Annotated in this window: 18 protein-coding genes; 17 read left to right on the plus strand and 1 reads right to left on the minus strand. The window is 43.3% G+C overall.

All coding sequences use genetic code 11. From position 1 onward, the window contains the following. Positions 1 to 28: 28 nt before the first annotated feature. The 6 genes from dnaK (at position 29) to deoC (ending at position 7310) form a co-directional block, all read left to right on the plus strand. Positions 29 to 1861, plus strand: a complete 1833-nt coding sequence (dnaK, locus tag ACFX4H_RS01230; protein WP_034308533.1) for a molecular chaperone DnaK — start codon at positions 29 to 31, stop codon at positions 1859 to 1861. 287 nt (positions 1862 to 2148) lie between these two features. Then, positions 2149 to 3264 carry a molecular chaperone DnaJ gene (gene dnaJ / locus ACFX4H_RS01235; protein WP_063590596.1) on the plus strand — a complete coding sequence of 372 codons (1116 nt, stop codon included), beginning with the start codon at positions 2149 to 2151 and terminating at the stop codon, positions 3262 to 3264. Positions 3265 to 3302: 38 nt separating this feature from the next. Then, positions 3303 to 4244 carry a 50S ribosomal protein L11 methyltransferase gene (gene prmA / locus ACFX4H_RS01240; protein ID WP_034308530.1) on the plus strand — a complete coding sequence of 314 codons (942 nt, stop codon included), beginning with the start codon at positions 3303 to 3305 and terminating at the stop codon, positions 4242 to 4244. A gap of 138 nt (positions 4245 to 4382) precedes the next feature. Next, positions 4383 to 5135, plus strand: coding sequence for a 16S rRNA (uracil(1498)-N(3))-methyltransferase (locus tag ACFX4H_RS01245; protein ID WP_034308528.1), 753 nt, complete (start codon positions 4383 to 4385; stop codon positions 5133 to 5135). A 6-nt stretch (positions 5136 to 5141) separates the two neighbouring features. Next, positions 5142 to 6479, plus strand: a complete 1338-nt coding sequence (gene mtaB / locus ACFX4H_RS01250; RefSeq protein WP_034308527.1) for a tRNA (N(6)-L-threonylcarbamoyladenosine(37)-C(2))-methylthiotransferase MtaB — start codon at positions 5142 to 5144, stop codon at positions 6477 to 6479. A gap of 159 nt (positions 6480 to 6638) precedes the next feature. Further along, a complete protein-coding gene (gene deoC, locus ACFX4H_RS01255) occupies positions 6639 to 7310 on the plus strand; it encodes a deoxyribose-phosphate aldolase (protein WP_063590598.1) in 672 nt (223 codons plus the stop codon). 197 nt (positions 7311 to 7507) lie between these two features. Here deoC and ACFX4H_RS01260 read toward each other — a convergent pair whose 3' ends face one another. Then, positions 7508 to 8440: a Na/Pi symporter gene (locus tag ACFX4H_RS01260; protein WP_328137310.1), complete on the minus strand. Its 933-nt coding sequence runs from the start codon at positions 8438 to 8440 to the stop codon at positions 7508 to 7510. Between the two features lie 236 nt (positions 8441 to 8676). On the opposite strand from ACFX4H_RS01260, the gene rpsU reads away from it, so the two are divergent. The 11 genes from rpsU (at position 8677) to ACFX4H_RS01315 (ending at position 18250) form a co-directional block, all read left to right on the plus strand. Next, positions 8677 to 8850, plus strand: a complete 174-nt coding sequence (gene rpsU / locus ACFX4H_RS01265) for a 30S ribosomal protein S21 (protein ID WP_028391853.1) — start codon at positions 8677 to 8679, stop codon at positions 8848 to 8850. Positions 8851 to 8864: 14 nt separating this feature from the next. After that, positions 8865 to 9308 (plus strand): GatB/YqeY domain-containing protein, encoded by a 444-nt coding sequence (locus ACFX4H_RS01270; protein WP_034308521.1) that lies wholly within the window; start codon positions 8865 to 8867, stop codon positions 9306 to 9308. A 300-nt stretch (positions 9309 to 9608) separates the two neighbouring features. After that, complete coding sequence (locus tag ACFX4H_RS01275; protein ID WP_377434690.1) at positions 9609 to 10928, plus strand: NfeD family protein; 1320 nt, start codon at positions 9609 to 9611, stop codon at positions 10926 to 10928. A 56-nt stretch (positions 10929 to 10984) separates the two neighbouring features. Continuing rightward, positions 10985 to 11968, plus strand: coding sequence for a flotillin-like protein FloA (gene floA / locus ACFX4H_RS01280; RefSeq protein WP_370023731.1), 984 nt, complete (start codon positions 10985 to 10987; stop codon positions 11966 to 11968). Between the two features lie 22 nt (positions 11969 to 11990). After that, the gene (locus ACFX4H_RS01285; RefSeq protein WP_034308513.1) at positions 11991 to 12485 is read left to right on the plus strand and encodes a hypothetical protein; all 495 of its coding nucleotides are present in this window, start codon (positions 11991 to 11993) and stop codon (positions 12483 to 12485) included. 128 nt (positions 12486 to 12613) lie between these two features. Beyond that, positions 12614 to 12898 carry a sporulation protein YqfC gene (gene yqfC, locus ACFX4H_RS01290; RefSeq protein WP_034308511.1) on the plus strand — a complete coding sequence of 95 codons (285 nt, stop codon included), beginning with the start codon at positions 12614 to 12616 and terminating at the stop codon, positions 12896 to 12898. Positions 12899 to 12913: 15 nt separating this feature from the next. Continuing rightward, complete coding sequence (gene yqfD / locus ACFX4H_RS01295; RefSeq protein WP_377433608.1) at positions 12914 to 14101, plus strand: sporulation protein YqfD; 1188 nt, start codon at positions 12914 to 12916, stop codon at positions 14099 to 14101. 3 nt (positions 14102 to 14104) lie between these two features. Further along, positions 14105 to 15067: a PhoH family protein gene (locus ACFX4H_RS01300; RefSeq protein WP_377433611.1), complete on the plus strand. Its 963-nt coding sequence runs from the start codon at positions 14105 to 14107 to the stop codon at positions 15065 to 15067. Between the two features lie 189 nt (positions 15068 to 15256). Further along, on the plus strand, positions 15257 to 17422 hold the full coding sequence (locus ACFX4H_RS01305) for an HD family phosphohydrolase (RefSeq protein ID WP_377433613.1): 2166 nt from the start codon (positions 15257 to 15259) through the stop codon (positions 17420 to 17422). After that, on the plus strand, positions 17419 to 17895 hold the full coding sequence (ybeY, locus tag ACFX4H_RS01310) for an rRNA maturation RNase YbeY (RefSeq protein ID WP_063590605.1): 477 nt from the start codon (positions 17419 to 17421) through the stop codon (positions 17893 to 17895). The genes ACFX4H_RS01305 and ybeY overlap by 4 nt, the downstream gene beginning before the upstream one ends. Further along, positions 17873 to 18250, plus strand: coding sequence for a diacylglycerol kinase family protein (locus ACFX4H_RS01315; RefSeq protein ID WP_034308499.1), 378 nt, complete (start codon positions 17873 to 17875; stop codon positions 18248 to 18250). Before ybeY ends, ACFX4H_RS01315 begins: the two co-directional genes overlap by 23 nt. Positions 18251 to 18268: the final 18 nt, after the last annotated feature.

Here is an 18268-nt window from a genome sequence, read left to right on the forward strand (position 1 = left end):
ATATAAATAATTGGGAGGTAGTGAAACTATGAGCAAGATTATTGGTATTGACTTAGGTACAACAAACTCTTGTGTATCTGTACTTGAAGGCGGGGAACCAAAAGTAATCCCGAATCCGGAAGGAAACCGTACAACACCATCCGTAGTGGCATTCAAAAATGGAGAAAGGCAAGTTGGGGAAGTGGCAAAACGCCAAGCGATTACAAACCCTAACACGATCATTTCCATTAAACGCCATATGGGTACCAACCATAAAGAAGTAATTGAAGGAAAAGAATACTCACCTCAAGAAGTTTCTGCAATCATCCTTCAATACTTGAAATCATACGCTGAAGAGTATCTTGGCGAAAAAGTCACTAAAGCGGTTATCACTGTACCTGCTTACTTCAATGATGCAGAACGTCAAGCAACTAAGGATGCTGGTCAAATTGCCGGCCTTGAAGTGGAACGTATCATCAACGAACCGACAGCTGCAGCACTTGCATACGGTTTGGATAAAACGGAAGAAGATCAAACGATCCTTGTATTCGACCTTGGCGGCGGTACATTTGACGTATCGATCATGGAACTTGGAGACGGCGTTTTCGAAGTTAAGTCCACAGCCGGCGACAACCGTCTAGGTGGGGATGATTTCGACCAAGTCATCATCGATTACCTGGTTGAAGCATTCAAGAAAGAAAACGGAATCGACCTTTCAAAAGATAAAATGGCGGTTCAACGTTTGAAAGATGCAGCTGAAAAAGCGAAGAAAGATCTTTCCGGCGTAACGTCAACTCAAATTTCTTTACCGTTCATCACTGCTGGAGAAGCTGGCCCGCTTCACTTGGATGTAACGATGACTAGAGCTAAATTCGATGAGCTTTCCACAGGTCTTGTGGAACGTACGATGGGACCTACTCGTCAAGCATTGAAAGATGCCGGTCTTTCAGCATCTGAAATCGACAAAGTAATCCTTGTAGGTGGATCTACACGTATTCCTGCTGTCGTTGAAGCAATCAAAAAGGAAATCGGTCAAGAACCAAGCAAAGGTGTAAACCCTGATGAAGTGGTGGCTATGGGTGCTGCAATTCAAGGTGGCGTATTGACAGGTGATGTTAAAGACGTTGTCCTTCTTGATGTAACTCCACTTTCACTTGGAATTGAAACGATGGGCGGAGTATTCACGAAACTGATTGACCGTAATACTACGATTCCGACAAGTAAATCACAAGTATTCTCGACAGCGGCTGATAATCAAACGGCAGTTGATATCCATGTCCTTCAAGGTGAGCGTCCAATGTCAGCGGATAACAAAACTCTTGGTCGTTTCCAATTGAGTGACATTCCACCGGCACCGCGTGGAGTTCCGCAAGTTGAAGTGACATTCGATATCGATAAAAACGGTATCGTGAACGTTCGTGCGAAAGATCTTGGTACGAACAAAGAACAAGCAATCACCATCAAATCATCTTCAGGCCTTTCTGATGAAGAGATCGAACGCATGGTACGTGAAGCGGAAGAAAATGCCGATAGCGATAAACAACGTAAAGAAGAAGTTGAACTTCGTAACGAAGCAGATCAATTAGTTTTCCAAACGGAAAAAACGCTTAAAGATCTAGAGGGTAAAGTGGACGAAGCGGAAGTGACAAAAGCGAATGAAGCGAAGGATGAACTGAAAGCTGCAATCGAGAAAAATGAGCTTGAAGAAATCCGCGTGAAAAAAGATGCACTTAACGAAATCGTTCAAGCTTTGACAATGAAGCTTTATGAAGAAGCGGCAAAAGCTCAGCAAGCTGGCGAAGCGGGTGCTGGCGAGTCTGCTCAAGACGATAATGTCGTTGATGCTGAATACACTGAAGTAAACGAAGAAGAGAAAAAATAAAAAGTGCCCCAATCGGGACACTGATATATCGGGCAGTACTCTGCCCTATTGTAAAAAAGTCAAAGTCAGGTTATCTTGACTTTGGCTTTTTTTACAGTGAATGGAAACATTGTTGCAATCACTGATGGGGAATCGTGGGATTTTAGAGAAAAATGTGTGCAAATTGGGGCTGGCAATGCCATTTGCAAAAATGTGTTAAAGCCGTTTGTACTTTTCTAGTTGATTATTATCTTCGTTCAGTGATAATATTACCTTTATGTGAATCGAATCGGGAGTGGATTTTAGATATGAGTAAACGCGATTATTATGAGGTGTTAGGCCTTTCGAAAAGTGCTTCGAAGGATGAAATCAAAAAAGCGTATCGAAAGCTCTCCAAACAATATCACCCTGATATTAATAAAGCGGACGATGCTGCGGATAAATTCAAGGAAATCAAGGAAGCTTACGAAGTATTGAGTGACGAACAGAAAAAAGCCCATTATGACCAATTCGGACATACAGATCCCAATCAAGGCTTTGGCGGTCAGGACTTTGGCGGTTTCGGCGGTTTTGAAGATATTTTCAGTAGCTTCTTTGGTGGCGGCGGACGCAGGAGAGATCCTAATGCACCGCGTCAAGGAGCGGATTTACAGTATACGATGACGCTTTCGTTTGAAGAGGCTGCATTCGGAAAAGATACTGAGATCGAAATTCCGCGTGAAGAGGATTGCGGTACATGTAAAGGATCCGGTGCCAAACCAGGTACAAAGGTGGAAAACTGTTCACATTGTCATGGAACCGGTCAATTGAATGTTGAACAAAACACAGCTTTCGGAAGGATTGTGAACCGGAGAGCATGTCACCATTGTCAAGGAACAGGGAAAATCATTCCTAATAAATGTTCAACATGCGGCGGCGACGGAAAAGTCCAAAAACGTAAAAAAATCCAAGTCAAGGTGCCAGCAGGAATTGATGATGGCCAGCAGTTGCGCGTAACAGGCCAAGGCGAGCCTGGAATCAATGGCGGCCCCGCAGGAGACCTGTATGTAGTCTTCCATGTGCGCAGCCATGAATTCTTTGAACGGGATGGCGATGATATTTATTGTGAAATGCCGGTTACTTTTGCCCAGGCAGCATTGGGCGATGAAATAGAAGTTCCGACGCTGCATGGAAAAGTGAAGCTGAAGATTCCAGCAGGTACACAAACTAGCACTCGCTTCCGTTTAAAGGGCAAAGGAGTTCCGAATGTCAGAGGATATGGCCAAGGAGATCAGCATGTGGTCGTATTGGTTGTCACGCCTAAGAAATTAACGGAAAAACAAAAGGACTTGCTTCGTGAGTTCAGTGATATCAGCGGACAAGGTGTAGATGAACAAGAAGATGGCTTTTTCTCAAAAGTGAAGCGTGCTTTTAAAGATAGGTGAATAAAAGTAAAAAAGAACAAATTGGGAGTTGGTAGATTATGAAGTGGTCTGAATTTGCAATCCAAACAACGAATGAAGCGGTTGAACCTGTTTCGAATATTCTTCATGAGGCAGGTGCGAGCGGTGTTGTCATTGAGGATCCTCTAGAATTAGTCAAGGAACGTGAAAATGTTTTTGGCGAAATCTACCACTTAAACCCCGATGATTATCCGGATGAAGGTGTAGTCATTAAGGCTTATCTGCCCGTTAACAGCTTCCTTGGCGATACCATTGATGCTATTAAGGAATCAATCAATAATCTCCTTCTTTTTGATATTGACCTTGGGAAAAATGTTGTTTCAATTAGTGAAGTGAATGAAGAAGAGTGGGCGACGGCTTGGAAAAAATATTATAACCCCGTCAAGATATCCGAACGTTTTACCATCGTGCCAACGTGGGAAGACTATACTCCGGTAAGCAGTGACGAATTGATCATTGAACTTGATCCAGGCATGGCCTTCGGAACGGGAACACACCCGACGACGGTCATGTGCATCCAAGCGCTGGAACGAACAGTAACGCCTGGGGATTTAGTCGTTGATGTAGGAACTGGTTCTGGTGTTCTAAGCATTGCAGCTGCATTATTGGATGCAAAACGAATCCAGTCACTTGATTTGGATGAAGTGGCAGTACAGTCAGCCAAGCAAAACGTTGAAATAAATAACGTGCAGGATAAAGTGTCCGTGTCACAAGGCAACTTACTGGATGGTGTAAATGAACAAGCGGATATCGTCGTGGCTAATATTCTTGCCGAAGTGATCATGCGTTTTACGGATGATGTAGCGAAAGTCGTTAAACCTGGCGGATATTTCATCGCTTCCGGAATCATTCAAACTAAGAAACAAGATGTGAAGGAAGCGATTATAGCATCTGGTTTCACCGTTGAGGAAACGATCTTGATGGAAGATTGGGTGGCAATAATCGCAAAAAGAAATGCTTAATTGGAAAAGTTACTCTGATTATCGGTTTTTTTGATAGTCAGAGTACCTTTTTTTAGCTTGAATCTTTGCACGGCTTGCATTCTGGATTCCCGACTGTTAGCCTGTGAGTTATTTAGACTAGACGAAGTAGGTGGCAGTGTGCAACGGTATTTTCTTAACGAAGCAGATATCAATGGAAACATGGTGACGATATCAGGTGATGATTTTCACCATATCGCCAGAGTGATGAGAATGGGACCAGGTGAGCGGATCATCACGGTGAAAGGTAATGGCATGACAGCTATCGCGGAAATTTCGGAAATTACTGATGATGCTGTAATAGGTACGGTAACTGAATGGAAGAATGAAGAAAAGGAACTTCCTGTAAGGGTAGTGATTGCGAGCGGTCTGCCTAAAGGGGATAAATTGGAATATATCGTTCAAAAGGGCACTGAACTGGGTGCCGTTGAATTTATCCCTTTTATTGCTGCTCGTTCGGTGGTAAAATGGGACCACAAAAAGGTAGGCAAGAAATTGGAGAGGCTCCAGAAGATTTCAAAAGAGGCGGCTGAGCAATCTCACCGCACGGTTATCCCTGCCATCAAGGAACCGATGACGGCAGATCAGCTAGCTGGGTATGCTTCCGGTTTCGATCATAAATTAATCGCTTTTGAAGAAGAGGCAAAACGGGGGGAAACTTCTGTACTCGCTTCTGTCTTGAAAGATATTACTGCTGGGCAATCCATCCTATTCGTTTTTGGGCCTGAAGGTGGTTTGGCAGATAAGGAAATTGAAAAACTGACTGATGCCGGTTTTATGGCTTGCGGTCTTGGACCAAGAATATTAAGAACTGAAACAGCACCTTTATATGCACTTTCCGCTGTTTCTTATCATGTAGAACTTTTGAGGTGATGAAAAATGGCAACGGTCGCTTTCCATACATTAGGCTGTAAAGTGAATCATTATGAAACAGAGGCTATATGGCAATTATTCAAAACTGGGGGATATGATCGTGTTGAGTTTGAAAATACATCAGATGTATATGTCATCAACACATGCACGGTGACAAACACTGGCGATAAGAAAAGCCGTCAGGTCATCCGTCGTGCCATTCGTAAGAATCCGAATGCCGTCATAGCGGTAACGGGATGTTACGCACAGACATCGCCGGCAGAAATCATGGCCATACCAGGTGTGGATATTGTTGTAGGAACACAAGACAGGGTTAAACTGCTTGATTACATTGAGCAATTCAAGGTTGAGCGTGAACCAATCAATGCCGTAGGTAATATCATGAAAAACCGTGTCTACGAAGAGTTGGATGTACCTGCTTTCACAGACCGTACACGCGCTTCACTAAAGATTCAGGAAGGCTGCAATAATTTCTGCACTTTCTGCATCATTCCTTGGGCACGTGGCTTGATGCGTTCCCGCGATCCAAAAGAAGTCGTTCACCAGGCTGAACAGCTTGTTGAGGCAGGCTATAAAGAGCTAGTCCTTACCGGAATTCATACGGGCGGCTACGGAGACGATTTGAAAGACTATAATTTGGCGATGCTGCTGCGTGACTTGGAAAAAGTCGATGGGCTGAAGCGCATCCGTATTTCATCCATTGAAGCGAGCCAAATTACAGATGAGATCATTGAAGTGTTGACGAATTCGAAAAAAGTGGTACGTCATTTGCATATACCAATCCAATCGGGTTCCGATACCGTTCTAAAACGGATGAGACGTAAATATACGATGGATTTCTTCGGTGATCGAATCGAAAAGCTGAAAATTGCACTTCCGGGCCTTGCTGTTACCTCTGATGTCATCGTAGGTTTCCCGGGTGAAACTGAAGAAGAATTCATGGAGACATATAACTTTATAGAAAAATATAAATTCTCCGAACTTCATGTTTTCCCTTATTCAAAACGGACAGGGACTCCGGCTGCCCGTATGGGAGATCAAGTGGATGAAGATATCAAAAATGAACGAGTCCACCGCCTAATTACGTTGTCGGATCAGTTGGCAAAAGAGTATGCCTCCCGATTCGAGGGGGAAGTTCTGGAAGTCATTCCTGAAACGAAGTTGGAAAATGGCCTTTATGAGGGCTACTCAGATAATTACATGAAAGTCGTCTTCCCGGCATCGGAAGAAATGGTCGGTGAAATCGTCAAAGTTAAAATCACAAAATCTGGCTATCCATTTAGTGAAGGTCAGTTCGTGACGGTCGTGAAGGATTTTCCGTTGCAACAAGCATCCAATATCTAAGACAGCGGTTAACCGCTGTCTTTTTTTATTATCCTTTTTTAGATGTGTTTTCTTGGCGCTTTCGGGTAAAGACTATATATATCGTCAAATTGGATAAACTATGGTATCATGAGAGGTACGTACAACTAGGTATAGATTGTTTTTGAGGAGGATTTATTAATGTCACAAAATGTAGCAGGTTTAATTGACCACACGTTATTAAAAGCAGATGCAACCAAAGAGCAAATAAAGGTATTATGCGAAGAAGCGAGAGAGTATAACTTTGCTTCCGTATGCGTAAACCCAACTTGGGTGAAATATGCAAGTGAACTTTTGGAAGGTTCAGAGGTGAAAGTTTGTACGGTAATCGGCTTCCCTCTAGGTGCAAACACACCGGAAACCAAAGCTTTTGAAACGAAAGATGCCATCGCCAATGGTGCTCACGAAGTCGATATGGTGATCAATATCGGCGCATTGAAGGACAAGGATGATGAGTTGGTAGAGCGGGATATTCGTGCTGTGGTAGCGGCATCCACTGGTAAGGCTCTTTCAAAAGTGATCATTGAAACTTCTTTATTGACCGATGAAGAAAAAGTCCGTGCATGTGAATTGGCCGTAAAAGCCGGAACGGATTATGTGAAAACATCAACTGGTTTTTCGACCGGCGGAGCGACAGTTGAAGATATCGCGCTTATGAGAAAAACGGTTGGACCGGATATCGGTGTCAAAGCTTCAGGCGGGGTCCGCAACACGAGCGATGCCCAGAATGTGATTGAAGCTGGTGCAACAAGAATTGGAGCGAGTGCAGGTGTCTCCATCGTGAAGGGCTTAACGGCTGATTCCGATTATTGATTTTGTAAAGACCGTATAATTCCCTAAAATAAAGCAGGCGGAGAAAAATGAATTATTTTTTCTTCGCCTGTTTTTTATTGATTCAAAAAATAATTCAACTGGCAATTTCCCTTGCCCCTGGTGAAGTTTTAAACTTCAATAACCGTTTATAAGGCTGTCCCATAGTCAGTTGCCAATGACTTTATTTTGGATAGCCCTTATTTTTTTAAGTGTGGCCGATGCACCAAAAGAATGAGGTTGGAGAATCGCCGTGCGAATGGCAAGACGGCCAAAGAAGTCAAGATATTGAAAATGACACTGGCATGGGCGAGCTGTGTCCCTTTGTTTTCGGTGAAATAGGCAGCCGCACTTTCCAGGATGTCCACAAAAGGCAGGAATGCGGCAACCCCGATGATGTTCAGCCAAATATGTGCATAAGCTGTGAAGGCAGCTTGTCTGCCAGAACCGATGCTGGCCATGTATCCGGTGATGCAAGTGCCGATATTCGATCCGAGCATGATGATGATTGCCGAGGACACGGATAACTCCCCATTCATCAAAAAACTCATGGCTATCCCGATGGTTGCAGAACTGGAGTGAATGAGTGCCGTCAATAATAACCCGGCAATCAGCGCATAACTCATATGGCTCTCTATGTACTGGATAAGCGTTTGTATGGATGGATAGGCTGCAATCGGTGTCGAAAGCGTTTTAAAACCACTCATCGCCGCGAAGATGGCCGAGATTCCAATCAGGGACATTCCTAGGCTTCTCGGTAATGCTTTTGGCATGAAGCAAAGGAAAGCGCCGCTTACGACACCGGGAATGATCCAGCGATCCAAAGAAAATGTCATGAACTCTGCTGTAAAGGTAGATCCGATATTCGTTCCAAGAATGATCCCGATTGTTTGCGGGAATGTTAAGCTTCCTGCGGAAACGAGTCCGACCGTCATGACCATGACCGCCGAGCTGCTCTGCAGGATCCCGGTAAAGATGGTTCCGGCCAATAAGCCTTTCCATGGCTTATCCGTAACCTTTGAGAGAAATGTTTTTAATGCTGCACCGGACATATTGAACAGTCCGATTCGTAAAACTGACATACCTGCCAGAAATATCGCTATGAATAAAATGAATAAAAATAGCTCATGCATGACTGTCACCTCATAGTAAGCTTATGGCCCATTAACGGGGGACATGCTATAAATTGGAATTTCATGCAAGGTGAATCATCGCTTAGTGAAAAATTATGATAATAACACGATTATATTCAAAATAAGTTTGATTTTATTGGTTGACCTGCTAAAGATGATATATTATAATTGTTTAGTACATGTATAACATGTTGACAACTTGAGTTAGTGTGTTGTTTTCGGAGGGAGGGAAAGAGATGTCTAAAACCGTCGTTCGTAAAAACGAATCGCTTGAAGATGCTCTTCGTCGTTTCAAACGTACTGTATCTAAAGCAGGATCGCTTCAGGAAGCTAGGAAGCGTGAATTTTATGAAAAACCAAGCGTAAAACGTAAGAAAAAGTCTGAAGCTGCAAGAAAACGTAAATTCTAAGAGAGGGTGGAAAGATGAGTCTTCTCGAGCGTTTAAATAATGATATGAAACAAGCGATGAAGAACAAGGAAAAGGACAAACTATCTGTTATTCGGATGCTGAAAGCTTCTATTCAAAACGAAGCCTTGAAGCAGAGACAAGATTTAACAGATGATGAAGAATTGACAGTGCTCTCTCGCGAATTAAAACAACGCAAAGACTCCCTCCAGGAGTTTGAAAACGCAGGTCGTTCAGATCTCGTGGATAAAGTCCGCACCGAACTAGTATACGTAGAGGCATATATGCCTCAGCAACTTTCAGAAGAAGACATTTCTAAAATCGTTAACGAAACGATTTTAGAAGTCAATGCAACATCCAAAGCAGATATGGGCCGAGTTATGGGAGCTTTAATGCCTAAAGTTAAAGGTAAAGCGGATGGTTCTCTAGTTAACAAATTAGTACAACAACATCTATCTTAAACTCTAAACTTAAAACTCGAAACCTAACCGCAGGCAAATTGCCTGTGGTTTTTGTGTATTTCATGAATTTTATGCGTATATTATTGAAACGAAGCCCAAGATAATTGTGGCACTTTTAATTTTATTTGCTTTTTTTTGAAACTTTTTTCATATACATACGTAATAACTAAAGAACAGGGTAAAGGGTTGCTTCAATTGCTCCTTATTCGAATTTTAGTTGCGGGCTGAATTTACTGGTGAGTTCCTGGATAATGGGACACTTACCGCGTTTAATACGGGAAAGGGGGCGTTCCGTTGAAAATTTGGCGTTATTTATCTGTTCTCCTATTTGGATTGCTGTTCACCATGTCTTCCTTTGGTGGAGCGGCGGTATCTGCAAACGAGAAGATCGTTTACCATGTACCCATTGAAGAAACGGTGGAAAAGGGACTCTCGGCCTTTTTGGAACGAGCACTGACCACTGCTGAAGCAGCAGATGCAGATCTTGTCGTTTTCGAGGTGAATACCCCTGGAGGTGCTGTGGATGCAGCGGGGGAAATTGCAAAGTTACTGGCGGATTCACCAATAAAGACAGTTGCCTATGTCAATAACAGGGCTTTATCTGCAGGGGCATACATTTCCTTAAGTGCGGATGAGATCTATATGGTTCCGAGTGCCACCATGGGATCTGCAGCTGTGATTGATTCAACAGGGAACGCTGCAAGTAAGAAAGCGCAATCTTATTGGTTGGCTGCCATGAAGACCGCTGCTGAACAAAATGGACGTGATCCCATATACGCCCAGGCGATGGCGGATGTTGACATCGATCTACCCGAATATGGAGCGGAAAAAGGGAAGCTGCTGACATTTACAGCCGAACAGGCAAAAAAGGCTGGGTATAGCGAAGGCACCGTCTCTGGAAAAGCGGAGCTGTATAGTATACTTGGAGTTGAAGATGCTGATATTCGGTCAATCGAAGAAAGCTTTCCTGAGAAACTAGCCCGATTTTTGACCAACCCGATCGTCGTTCCCATTTTATTAACGATAGCGGGAATCGGGATTGTGATGGAATTGTTTTCACCCGGCTTTGGAATTCCGGGCGTAATTGGAATCACCAGTCTTGTCTTATTCTTCTATGGTCATCTTGTCGCCGGTATCACCGGATACGAATCGTTAGCGATGTTCATCATTGGGGTCATTCTCGTACTAATTGAATTTTTTATCCCAGGGGGGATTATCGGGCTGCTCGGGTTTACAGCGGTAGTGGGGAGTCTATTCCTTGCGACAGGTGATCCGGTCCATATGACGATCTCCTTGCTAATTGCGGTCACCGTATCCATTTTGGTATTCATCCTACTTGTAAAGGTGTTTGGAAAACAGATGAAATTTTTCAGGAAAATGATATTAACCGATGCAACAAAAACGGAACAAGGATATGTCAGCAATCCGAATCGTTTGGATTTATTAGGTGCAGAAGGGAAGGCCCTAACAGATTTGAGGCCTTCAGGAACAGCCTTGGTCAAAGAAGAAAGAGTGGATGTCGTGACCGAAGGAAGCTTTATTTCCAAAGGTTCGACAATCATTATCGTTAAAGTTGAAGGATCAAGGGTAGTCGTCCGGGAAATTCCGGATTCAAATTAAAATTAAAGGATACAGGAAGGATGAATCATTAAGTGATAACTTCAGGAACGGTATTTATTGTACTGGCAGTGATTGCTGCTATCATCGTATTGGCAGTGTTTTTCACATTCGTACCAGTCATGCTTTGGATTTCCGCTTTAGCGGCAGGAGTCAAAATCAGTATATTTACATTAGTTGGGATGAGGCTTCGCCGTGTTATACCAAGCAGGGTCGTCAATCCCCTTATCAAGGCCCATAAGGCTGGAATCAATGTTTCGACGAATCAATTGGAGAGCCATTACCTTGCAGGCGGTAATGTCGATCGAGTGGTGAATGCATTAATTGCTGCAGAACGCGCCAATATCACGTTACCTTTCGAACGGGGTGCAGCCATTGACCTTGCCGGTCGTGATGTACTGCAAGCCGTTCAAATGAGCGTTAACCCGAAAGTGATCGAAACTCCTTTCATCTCAGGTGTGGCGATGAATGGTATTGAAGTGAAAGCGAAGGCAAGGATCACGGTCCGGGCCAATATTGAACGCCTGGTCGGTGGTGCCGGTGAAGAGACGATCATTGCCCGTGTAGGGGAAGGGATCGTATCGACGATCGGTGCTTCGCAAATGCATACGGATGTACTGGAACATCCCGATTTGATTTCAAGAACGGTTTTATCGAAAGGGTTGGATTCAGGGACGGCATTCGAAATTCTTTCCATTGATATTGCTGAAGTGGATATCGGTAAAAATATCGGGGCCATATTACAGACGGACCAAGCCGAAGCCGATAAGAAAATAGCCCAGGCAAAGGCCGAAGAACGACGTGCGATGGCTGTTGCACTTGAACAGGAAATGGTTGCCCGTGTTCAGGAAATGAGAGCGAAGGTTGTTCAATCCGAAGCGGAAGTTCCGTTGGCCATGGCCGATGCACTGAAAAGCGGAAACCTTGGAGTGATGGATTATATGAATATCCAAAATATCACGGCCGATACGGATATGCGCGGTTCCATCAGTAAAATATCCGAAAATCCAAAAGATAACAACAATAACCATAATAATAATTAGGTCAGGGAAGGAAGGTCTTTAAATGGGAGATTTTATTGATTTCTTTCTCAAGAACCCATTCCTTATCATTGTCTTGATCGGTATTTTAACGTCCATGTTAGGAAAGAAAAAACAGCCTCAAGATCCTAACACCCCTCCGAAAAAGAAATGGCAGGAGGTCATGCAGGAGCTTCAAGGTGAAATGCAGCAAGGGAAACAGCAGCAAACGCCTGCACCTGCTCCCGTAAGGAAAGTCGAACAGCAGGCAGCACAGGCTGCAGAAGTGATCGATGAGACGACGAACGAAGCGAACAAAAGGATTGCGGAGCTTAGACGGCTACAGCAGAAGTACGATCAAGAGCGTTTGTATCAAAAAGCGAAGGCAGATCAACTTACATCTACGATTTCTGATAATAACAGTCCGGTCTATCGCAAAGGACCGTCTTTTGGCAAAAAGCAGCTGATTGATGGCATCATCATGTCAGAAGTGCTGGGGCCGCCAAGGGCGAAGAGAAGTCTTCAGAGGTCCAGAAGGTGATTCGGAGCCCCGGGCTTTTTTTAGACCGTCATTAAATGAGCATGAAAAAATAGACTTTCATTCACTTATAATTTTGTGCTAGAACCCTCTTTCATTTCATACATTGAGATGAAAGGGGGTTCTTTTTTATGGCACGCAATTGGGGAAAAAAAGTGAAACAGCTTATGACCAAAACAATGGACCTTCCGCAAGATGTCATGATGGACCTGCCGCGAATTACAATGATCGGACAATTACATATTTATATTGAAAACCATCGTGGCTTATTGGCTTTTACAGACAGCGAAGTACGATTGATGCTGAAAAATGGGCAGCTGCTGATAAAGGGAAATGCCTTTGTCATAAAGACGATTTTGCCGGAAGAAATCATGCTCGAAGGCAAAATTGACAAGGTTTATTTTATCAATGAATGATCCCGGGAGGTCTCCATGAAAAACCAATGGACAAACTATTATACAGGCTATGTAAAGGTGAAGGCTTATGGAAAAGGTGCAGAACGGTTAATTAATATGCTGACGAGAAGGGGGCTTCATATCTGGGATGTGAAGCGTGTCGGAAGTGAAGCCCTGATTTTCCATATGGATATCAGGGATCTCCCCAAACTCCGTCAGGTCATGCGGAAGAGTGATTGTAAAGTAAAGTTCATGCAGGGAAAGGGTTTCCCTTTCCTGATGAAGAGAGTCATGAAAAACAGCGGGTTTTTAGCGGGGATGATCGCTTTCCTGCTATGTATATTTGTACTTTCCAATATGGTATGGGGCATCGAGGTTCAAGATGCCAAACCGGCAACCGAGCATGCCATCCGGAAAGAATTGGACAAGATGGGCGTGAAGATCGGTAAAGTGCAATTCTTTGTTGATGATGTGGATACGATTCAGCGTAAGCTGTCGGACCGGATCGGTGCATTGACATGGGTGGGGGTCGAGCTAAAGGGAACGACATATCATTTTCGGGTTGTGGAAAAACGGCAGCCTAAAGAGGTCGAGAAAACATCCCCACAGAATTTGGTAGCATCAAAAAAAGCGATCATCACTGATATGTTCGTTGAAAAAGGACAATCTATTGTTAATGTGAATGATTATGTAGGAAAAGGACAACTTCTTGTTTCAGGATTGATTGGAAAAGAGGATAAACAGGAAATTGTATCCGCAAAGGGAGTAATAAAAGGGAAAACGTGGTATAAAGCGAAAGTGGAAGTTCCGTTAAAAACCAAGTTTTCCGTTTTTAACGGAGATGAAACGAGCAAGCACTTTTTGAAAATGGGGGACTTTTCCCTCCCGGTATGGGGCTTCAAGGATCCGGGATATGAAAAACAGGAAAAGGAAACGACAGTGAGGCCTTTTCACTTTCTTCAATGGGAGCTGCCGATTTCTTATAAACAAGTGACCTTAAGGAGCAAGGAAGATATTGTACGAAGCTATACGGAGAAAGAAGCGGTGGAGGAAGGCCGAAAAATGGCTAAAGCGGAATTAAAAAAACATTTAGACGAGGAAGATGAAATCGTCGAAGAAAAAATTTTGCACGAAAGCATGGAGAATGGTAAAGTTAAATTGTCTATACATTACCAAGTTATTGAAGATATAGCGATTGGACAGCCAATCATTCAAGGAGACTAACGAATGGCAGATGATGTGAAAGTAATTAAGCTCGAAATCGAATCACCCAATGAAGCGATCGCGTTATTGGGCAATGGAGATTCAAATGTAAAAGTGCTCGAAGAGGAAATTGGCATTTCCGTCATAACCCGAGGTGAAGCGGTGAGTGTTGCCGGGGATATCGAGCGGGTAACGATGGGGGAGGAAATCCTCAAGGCATTATTGACTGTAGTCAGAAAAGGAATTGCAATCAGTTCCAGAGATGTGCTTTATGCAATTGAATTGGCAAGAAAAGGCACATTGGAGTATTTCGGTGAATTATATGATGAGGAAATCGCTAAAACGGCTAAGGGGAAATCCATTAAAGTCAAAACAATCGGGCAGAGATACTATATCCAGGCAATAAAGAAACAGGATCTTGTGTTTGGAATTGGGCCTGCCGGAACCGGGAAGACCTATCTTGCTGTAGTGATGGCCATCAATGCTTTGAAAAATGGACATGTTAAACGGATCATCCTGACACGGCCTGCCGTCGAAGCGGGGGAGAGCCTAGGTTTTCTGCCTGGTGATCTGAAGGAAAAGGTAGATCCTTATCTAAGGCCGCTGTATGACGCTCTCCATGACCTCCTGGGGATGGAACAGACGCAAAGGATGATAGAGCGCGGAACGATCGAAATAGCTCCCCTGGCTTATATGAGGGGGCGTACGCTTGAAGATGCCTTTGTCATATTGGATGAAGCCCAGAATACGACGGAAGCCCAAATGAAGATGTTCTTGACCAGGCTTGGTTTCGGATCGAAAATGGTCATTACGGGAGACCGGACCCAGATTGACCTTCCTAAAGGCATGAAGTCAGGTCTTGTCCGGGTAGAAGAGATATTGAAGAATGTTAAGGGCCTTTCCTTTGTTTATTTTGAACAAAGTGATGTAGTAAGGCATCCGCTTGTCGCTAAAATCATTACTGCTTACGAGCAGGCGAAGTCATAAGAAAAAATCCGCCATTTCAATCGGCGGATTTTTCGTGATGTGTCTAAATGACGAACTTTATGGTGAAAAAGTGGATATGAAATGACAGAACCTTTACATTTATCAATACGAAGGTGAAAATTCAAATGAAAACTGTTATGATTTTACATATCTAGAATAATAAACATCATTTTTTTAGGAGGACCTTCCTTGAATCGTATCCAGAAATTTTTCACTCAAATAAAAGGGCTGTTGGTCCATCGTTTTTTTCAAGTGCTTTTGTTCATCATACTTGGTTTGTTTGCGTATGGTTTAATGTTCTCCAATGTGAAGCCGGAAAGGGTTCAGGTAGAGCTTTTTAAGCCTGCCGAACAAACGATCCGATCAACCAAGACTGTGGAAGATACCTATAAGACGGAACAGGAAAAAGAAGAGATTTCAAAACAGGTGGCGGATGTTTATTCTTTAAAAAAAGAATATGCCAAAAATAAAGTCGATCTGATTTCATCCATTTTCGATTCAGCGATTGAGGTGAATAAAGAAACGGACCCCGATGAAGATCATAAAGAAGATGAGGATAAAAAAGAGACCGTAAAGACGGATGCTCAAAAAGTTTCGATATTAAAAGAAAAATTGACTGATGAAGTGAATAAAAATATCGAGGAATCCGTTTTCCTTGCATTAGTGCAGGCGGATGAAGATGAGTTGAAAATAGCGAAGGATTCGACCATTACGGCAGTGAATAATGTGATGAGCTCCCGAATCGCTGCAAGTGACGTCGAAAATGCCAAGAAAAAGGTTGTAGAGGAATTGGGTTATATGAGCATTAGCGGCGATATGAAAAAAGCCTCCACTTCCCTTGCGCGTACGGCAATCATTCAGAATGTATTTTTCGATAAGGACAAAACCGAGGAACAGCGAAGGAAAGCGGTTGAAAGCGTGGAGCCGATCAGGATCCTTCAAGGTCAGATCATCGTTGAAGAAAATCAGTTAGTGGACAGGGATGTATATAGGCAGCTTGAACTGGCAGGCTTCTTAAGTACAGAGTCCACCATTTACCCGTATATCGGCCTGCTGTTATTCATATTCCTGACTTTTGCCGCTTTTTATTACTATTTCTACTATTCCATTTCCAAAAAGGATAACAAGTACAATCAGTTATTGATCTTCAGTCTTGTCTTTATCCTTTCAATGGCTACCATGAAAACGGTCAGCATTCTGGCAGACCTGAAAAACTCGAACTTGGAATACATTTTTCCGGGTGCCATGGCGGCGATGCTCATCAAGATATTATTGAATGATAGGTTAGCGGTAGCAATGATCATATTGTTAGGTTCGTATGGTACGATTATATTTAATGGTGATACACCTGGAAATCTGGATTTCTCGATGGGGCTTTATATCATTTTCGGGGGATTGACGGCAATCATCATCCTATCCAGGCCCAATTTCAAATCAAAGGTGCTGGTAGCGGGGCTGCTGTTGTCTTTAATCAATATGGCATTTGTTTTTTCGCTCATCTTTATTATGGACAGCCATTATACTAGAATGGAGTACTTGTATTATGCTTCTGCTGCCATAGGTTCTGGAGTGGGTGCAGCCGTTTTGACAATGGGCCTGTTACCGTTTTTCGAGGCTGGTTTCGGGATTTTATCATCGATTAAGCTTATCGAGCTCGCGAATCCCAATCATCCGTTATTGCGGAAGATCTTGATTGAGGCTCCGGGGACATATCATCATAGTGTAATGGTCGCCAATTTGGCGGAATCGGCTTGTGAAGCCATCGGCTCGAATGGCTTGCTGGCAAGGGTCGGCAGTTATTATCATGATATCGGTAAAACGAAGCGGCCGCACTTCTTCATCGAAAATCAGATGAGTGAAGAGAACCCGCATGATCGGCTGCAGCCGGAAACGAGCAGGGATATCATCATTGCCCATGCCGTAGATGGCGGGGAGATGCTGCGCAGTCACAAATTCCCGAAAGAGATTGTGGATATTGCAGAGCAGCATCATGGGACCACATTATTGAAATTTTTCTACCATAAGGCAAAAAAACAGGATGAGGCCACACTCGAGGCGGCCTATCGATATCCCGGGCCGAGGGCGTTAATGAAGGAAGTGGCCGTCATCGGCATAGCCGATAGTGTGGAGGCTGCAGTGAGATCGATGAAGCACCCAACTCCGGAGAAGATTGAAGAGCTGGTAGGTTTCATCATTCAGGACAGGATTTCTGATGGACAATTTGATGAATGTGACATTACTATGAGAGAATTAAGTATCGTGAAGCATTCCTTATGTGAATCGCTGAATGGTATCTTCCACTCCAGGATTGAATATCCGGAGCCGGATAAATTAGGACAGAAGGTGAAAGAATGATTTTAGCTATCGATTTAATGGATGAAACGAATGAAGTAACGGAGGAAGCTCAGCAGCTTGTTGAAAGCATTCTTCAATTTGCGGCAAGAAAAGAAAACATTGAAAAAGACACCGAGCTGTCTGTTACATTTGTAGACAATGATAGGATTCGGGAAATCAATAAAGAATATCGTCATAAAGATTCAGCTACAGATGTCATTTCTTTTGCGCTTGAAGAAATGGGAGAAGATGAAGTGGAAATTGTCGGAGCGGAAATGCCCCGCATGTTAGGAGATATCATCATTTCCATTGAACGCACGAAAGAACAAGCTAAAGAATATGGTCATTCATTTGACCGGGAACTTGGATTTTTAGCACTGCATGGTTTTCTTCATTTATTGGGATTCGACCACATGAATGAAGAAGATGAAAAAGTGATGTTCACAAAACAAAAGGAGATCTTGGAAGAATATGGACTTTCAAGAGAAGGATAAAAAAAAGTATCCTTTATTAAAAAGTTTCTCTTTCGCCTGTCAGGGAATTTTGGAGGCTGTTCGGACTGAACGCAATATCAAGATTCATTTCGCGTTAACGGCAATCGTCGTATTCTTTGGTTGGCACTTCTCATTGAATGGGATGGAGTGGCTTTTCATTTTGGCGGCCATAGCCGGTACGATTACGTTGGAGCTCGTCAATTCCGCGATTGAAAGGGTAGTGGACCTGGTAACGGACCAAATCCATCCGCTTGCCAAGCAGGCAAAAGATATTGCAGCCGGAGCTGTATTCATATATGCTATATTTTCTATAATAGTTGGATTGATTATCTTTTTGCCTAAGGTTGGCCTGTAGGTTGCCGAAATGGTACTC

Source organism: Peribacillus sp. YIM B13477 (assembly GCF_042787955.1).
GTDB classification, from domain to species: Bacteria; Bacillota; Bacilli; order Bacillales; family DSM-1321; genus Peribacillus; species Peribacillus frigoritolerans.

Bases quoted from the DNA above. Each gene is read 5' to 3' on its own strand.
- dnaK (WP_034308533.1), top strand. From the start codon at position 29: ATGAGCAAGATTATTGGTATTGACTTAGGTACAACAAACTCTTGTGTA.
- dnaJ (WP_063590596.1), top strand. From the start codon at position 2,149: ATGAGTAAACGCGATTATTATGAGGTGTTAGGCCTTTCGAAAAGTGCT.
- prmA (WP_034308530.1), top strand. From the start codon at position 3,303: ATGAAGTGGTCTGAATTTGCAATCCAAACAACGAATGAAGCGGTTGAA.
- mtaB (WP_034308527.1), top strand. From the start codon at position 5,142: ATGGCAACGGTCGCTTTCCATACATTAGGCTGTAAAGTGAATCATTAT.
- deoC (WP_063590598.1), top strand. From the start codon at position 6,639: ATGTCACAAAATGTAGCAGGTTTAATTGACCACACGTTATTAAAAGCA.
- ACFX4H_RS01260 (WP_328137310.1), bottom strand. From the start codon at position 8,440: ATGCATGAGCTATTTTTATTCATTTTATTCATAGCGATATTTCTGGCA.
- rpsU (WP_028391853.1), top strand. From the start codon at position 8,677: ATGTCTAAAACCGTCGTTCGTAAAAACGAATCGCTTGAAGATGCTCTT.
- ACFX4H_RS01270 (WP_034308521.1), top strand. From the start codon at position 8,865: ATGAGTCTTCTCGAGCGTTTAAATAATGATATGAAACAAGCGATGAAG.
- ACFX4H_RS01285 (WP_034308513.1), top strand. From the start codon at position 11,991: ATGGGAGATTTTATTGATTTCTTTCTCAAGAACCCATTCCTTATCATT.
- yqfC (WP_034308511.1), top strand. From the start codon at position 12,614: ATGGCACGCAATTGGGGAAAAAAAGTGAAACAGCTTATGACCAAAACA.
- yqfD (WP_377433608.1), top strand. From the start codon at position 12,914: ATGAAAAACCAATGGACAAACTATTATACAGGCTATGTAAAGGTGAAG.
- ACFX4H_RS01300 (WP_377433611.1), top strand. From the start codon at position 14,105: ATGGCAGATGATGTGAAAGTAATTAAGCTCGAAATCGAATCACCCAAT.
- ybeY (WP_063590605.1), top strand. From the start codon at position 17,419: ATGATTTTAGCTATCGATTTAATGGATGAAACGAATGAAGTAACGGAG.
- ACFX4H_RS01315 (WP_034308499.1), top strand. From the start codon at position 17,873: ATGGACTTTCAAGAGAAGGATAAAAAAAAGTATCCTTTATTAAAAAGT.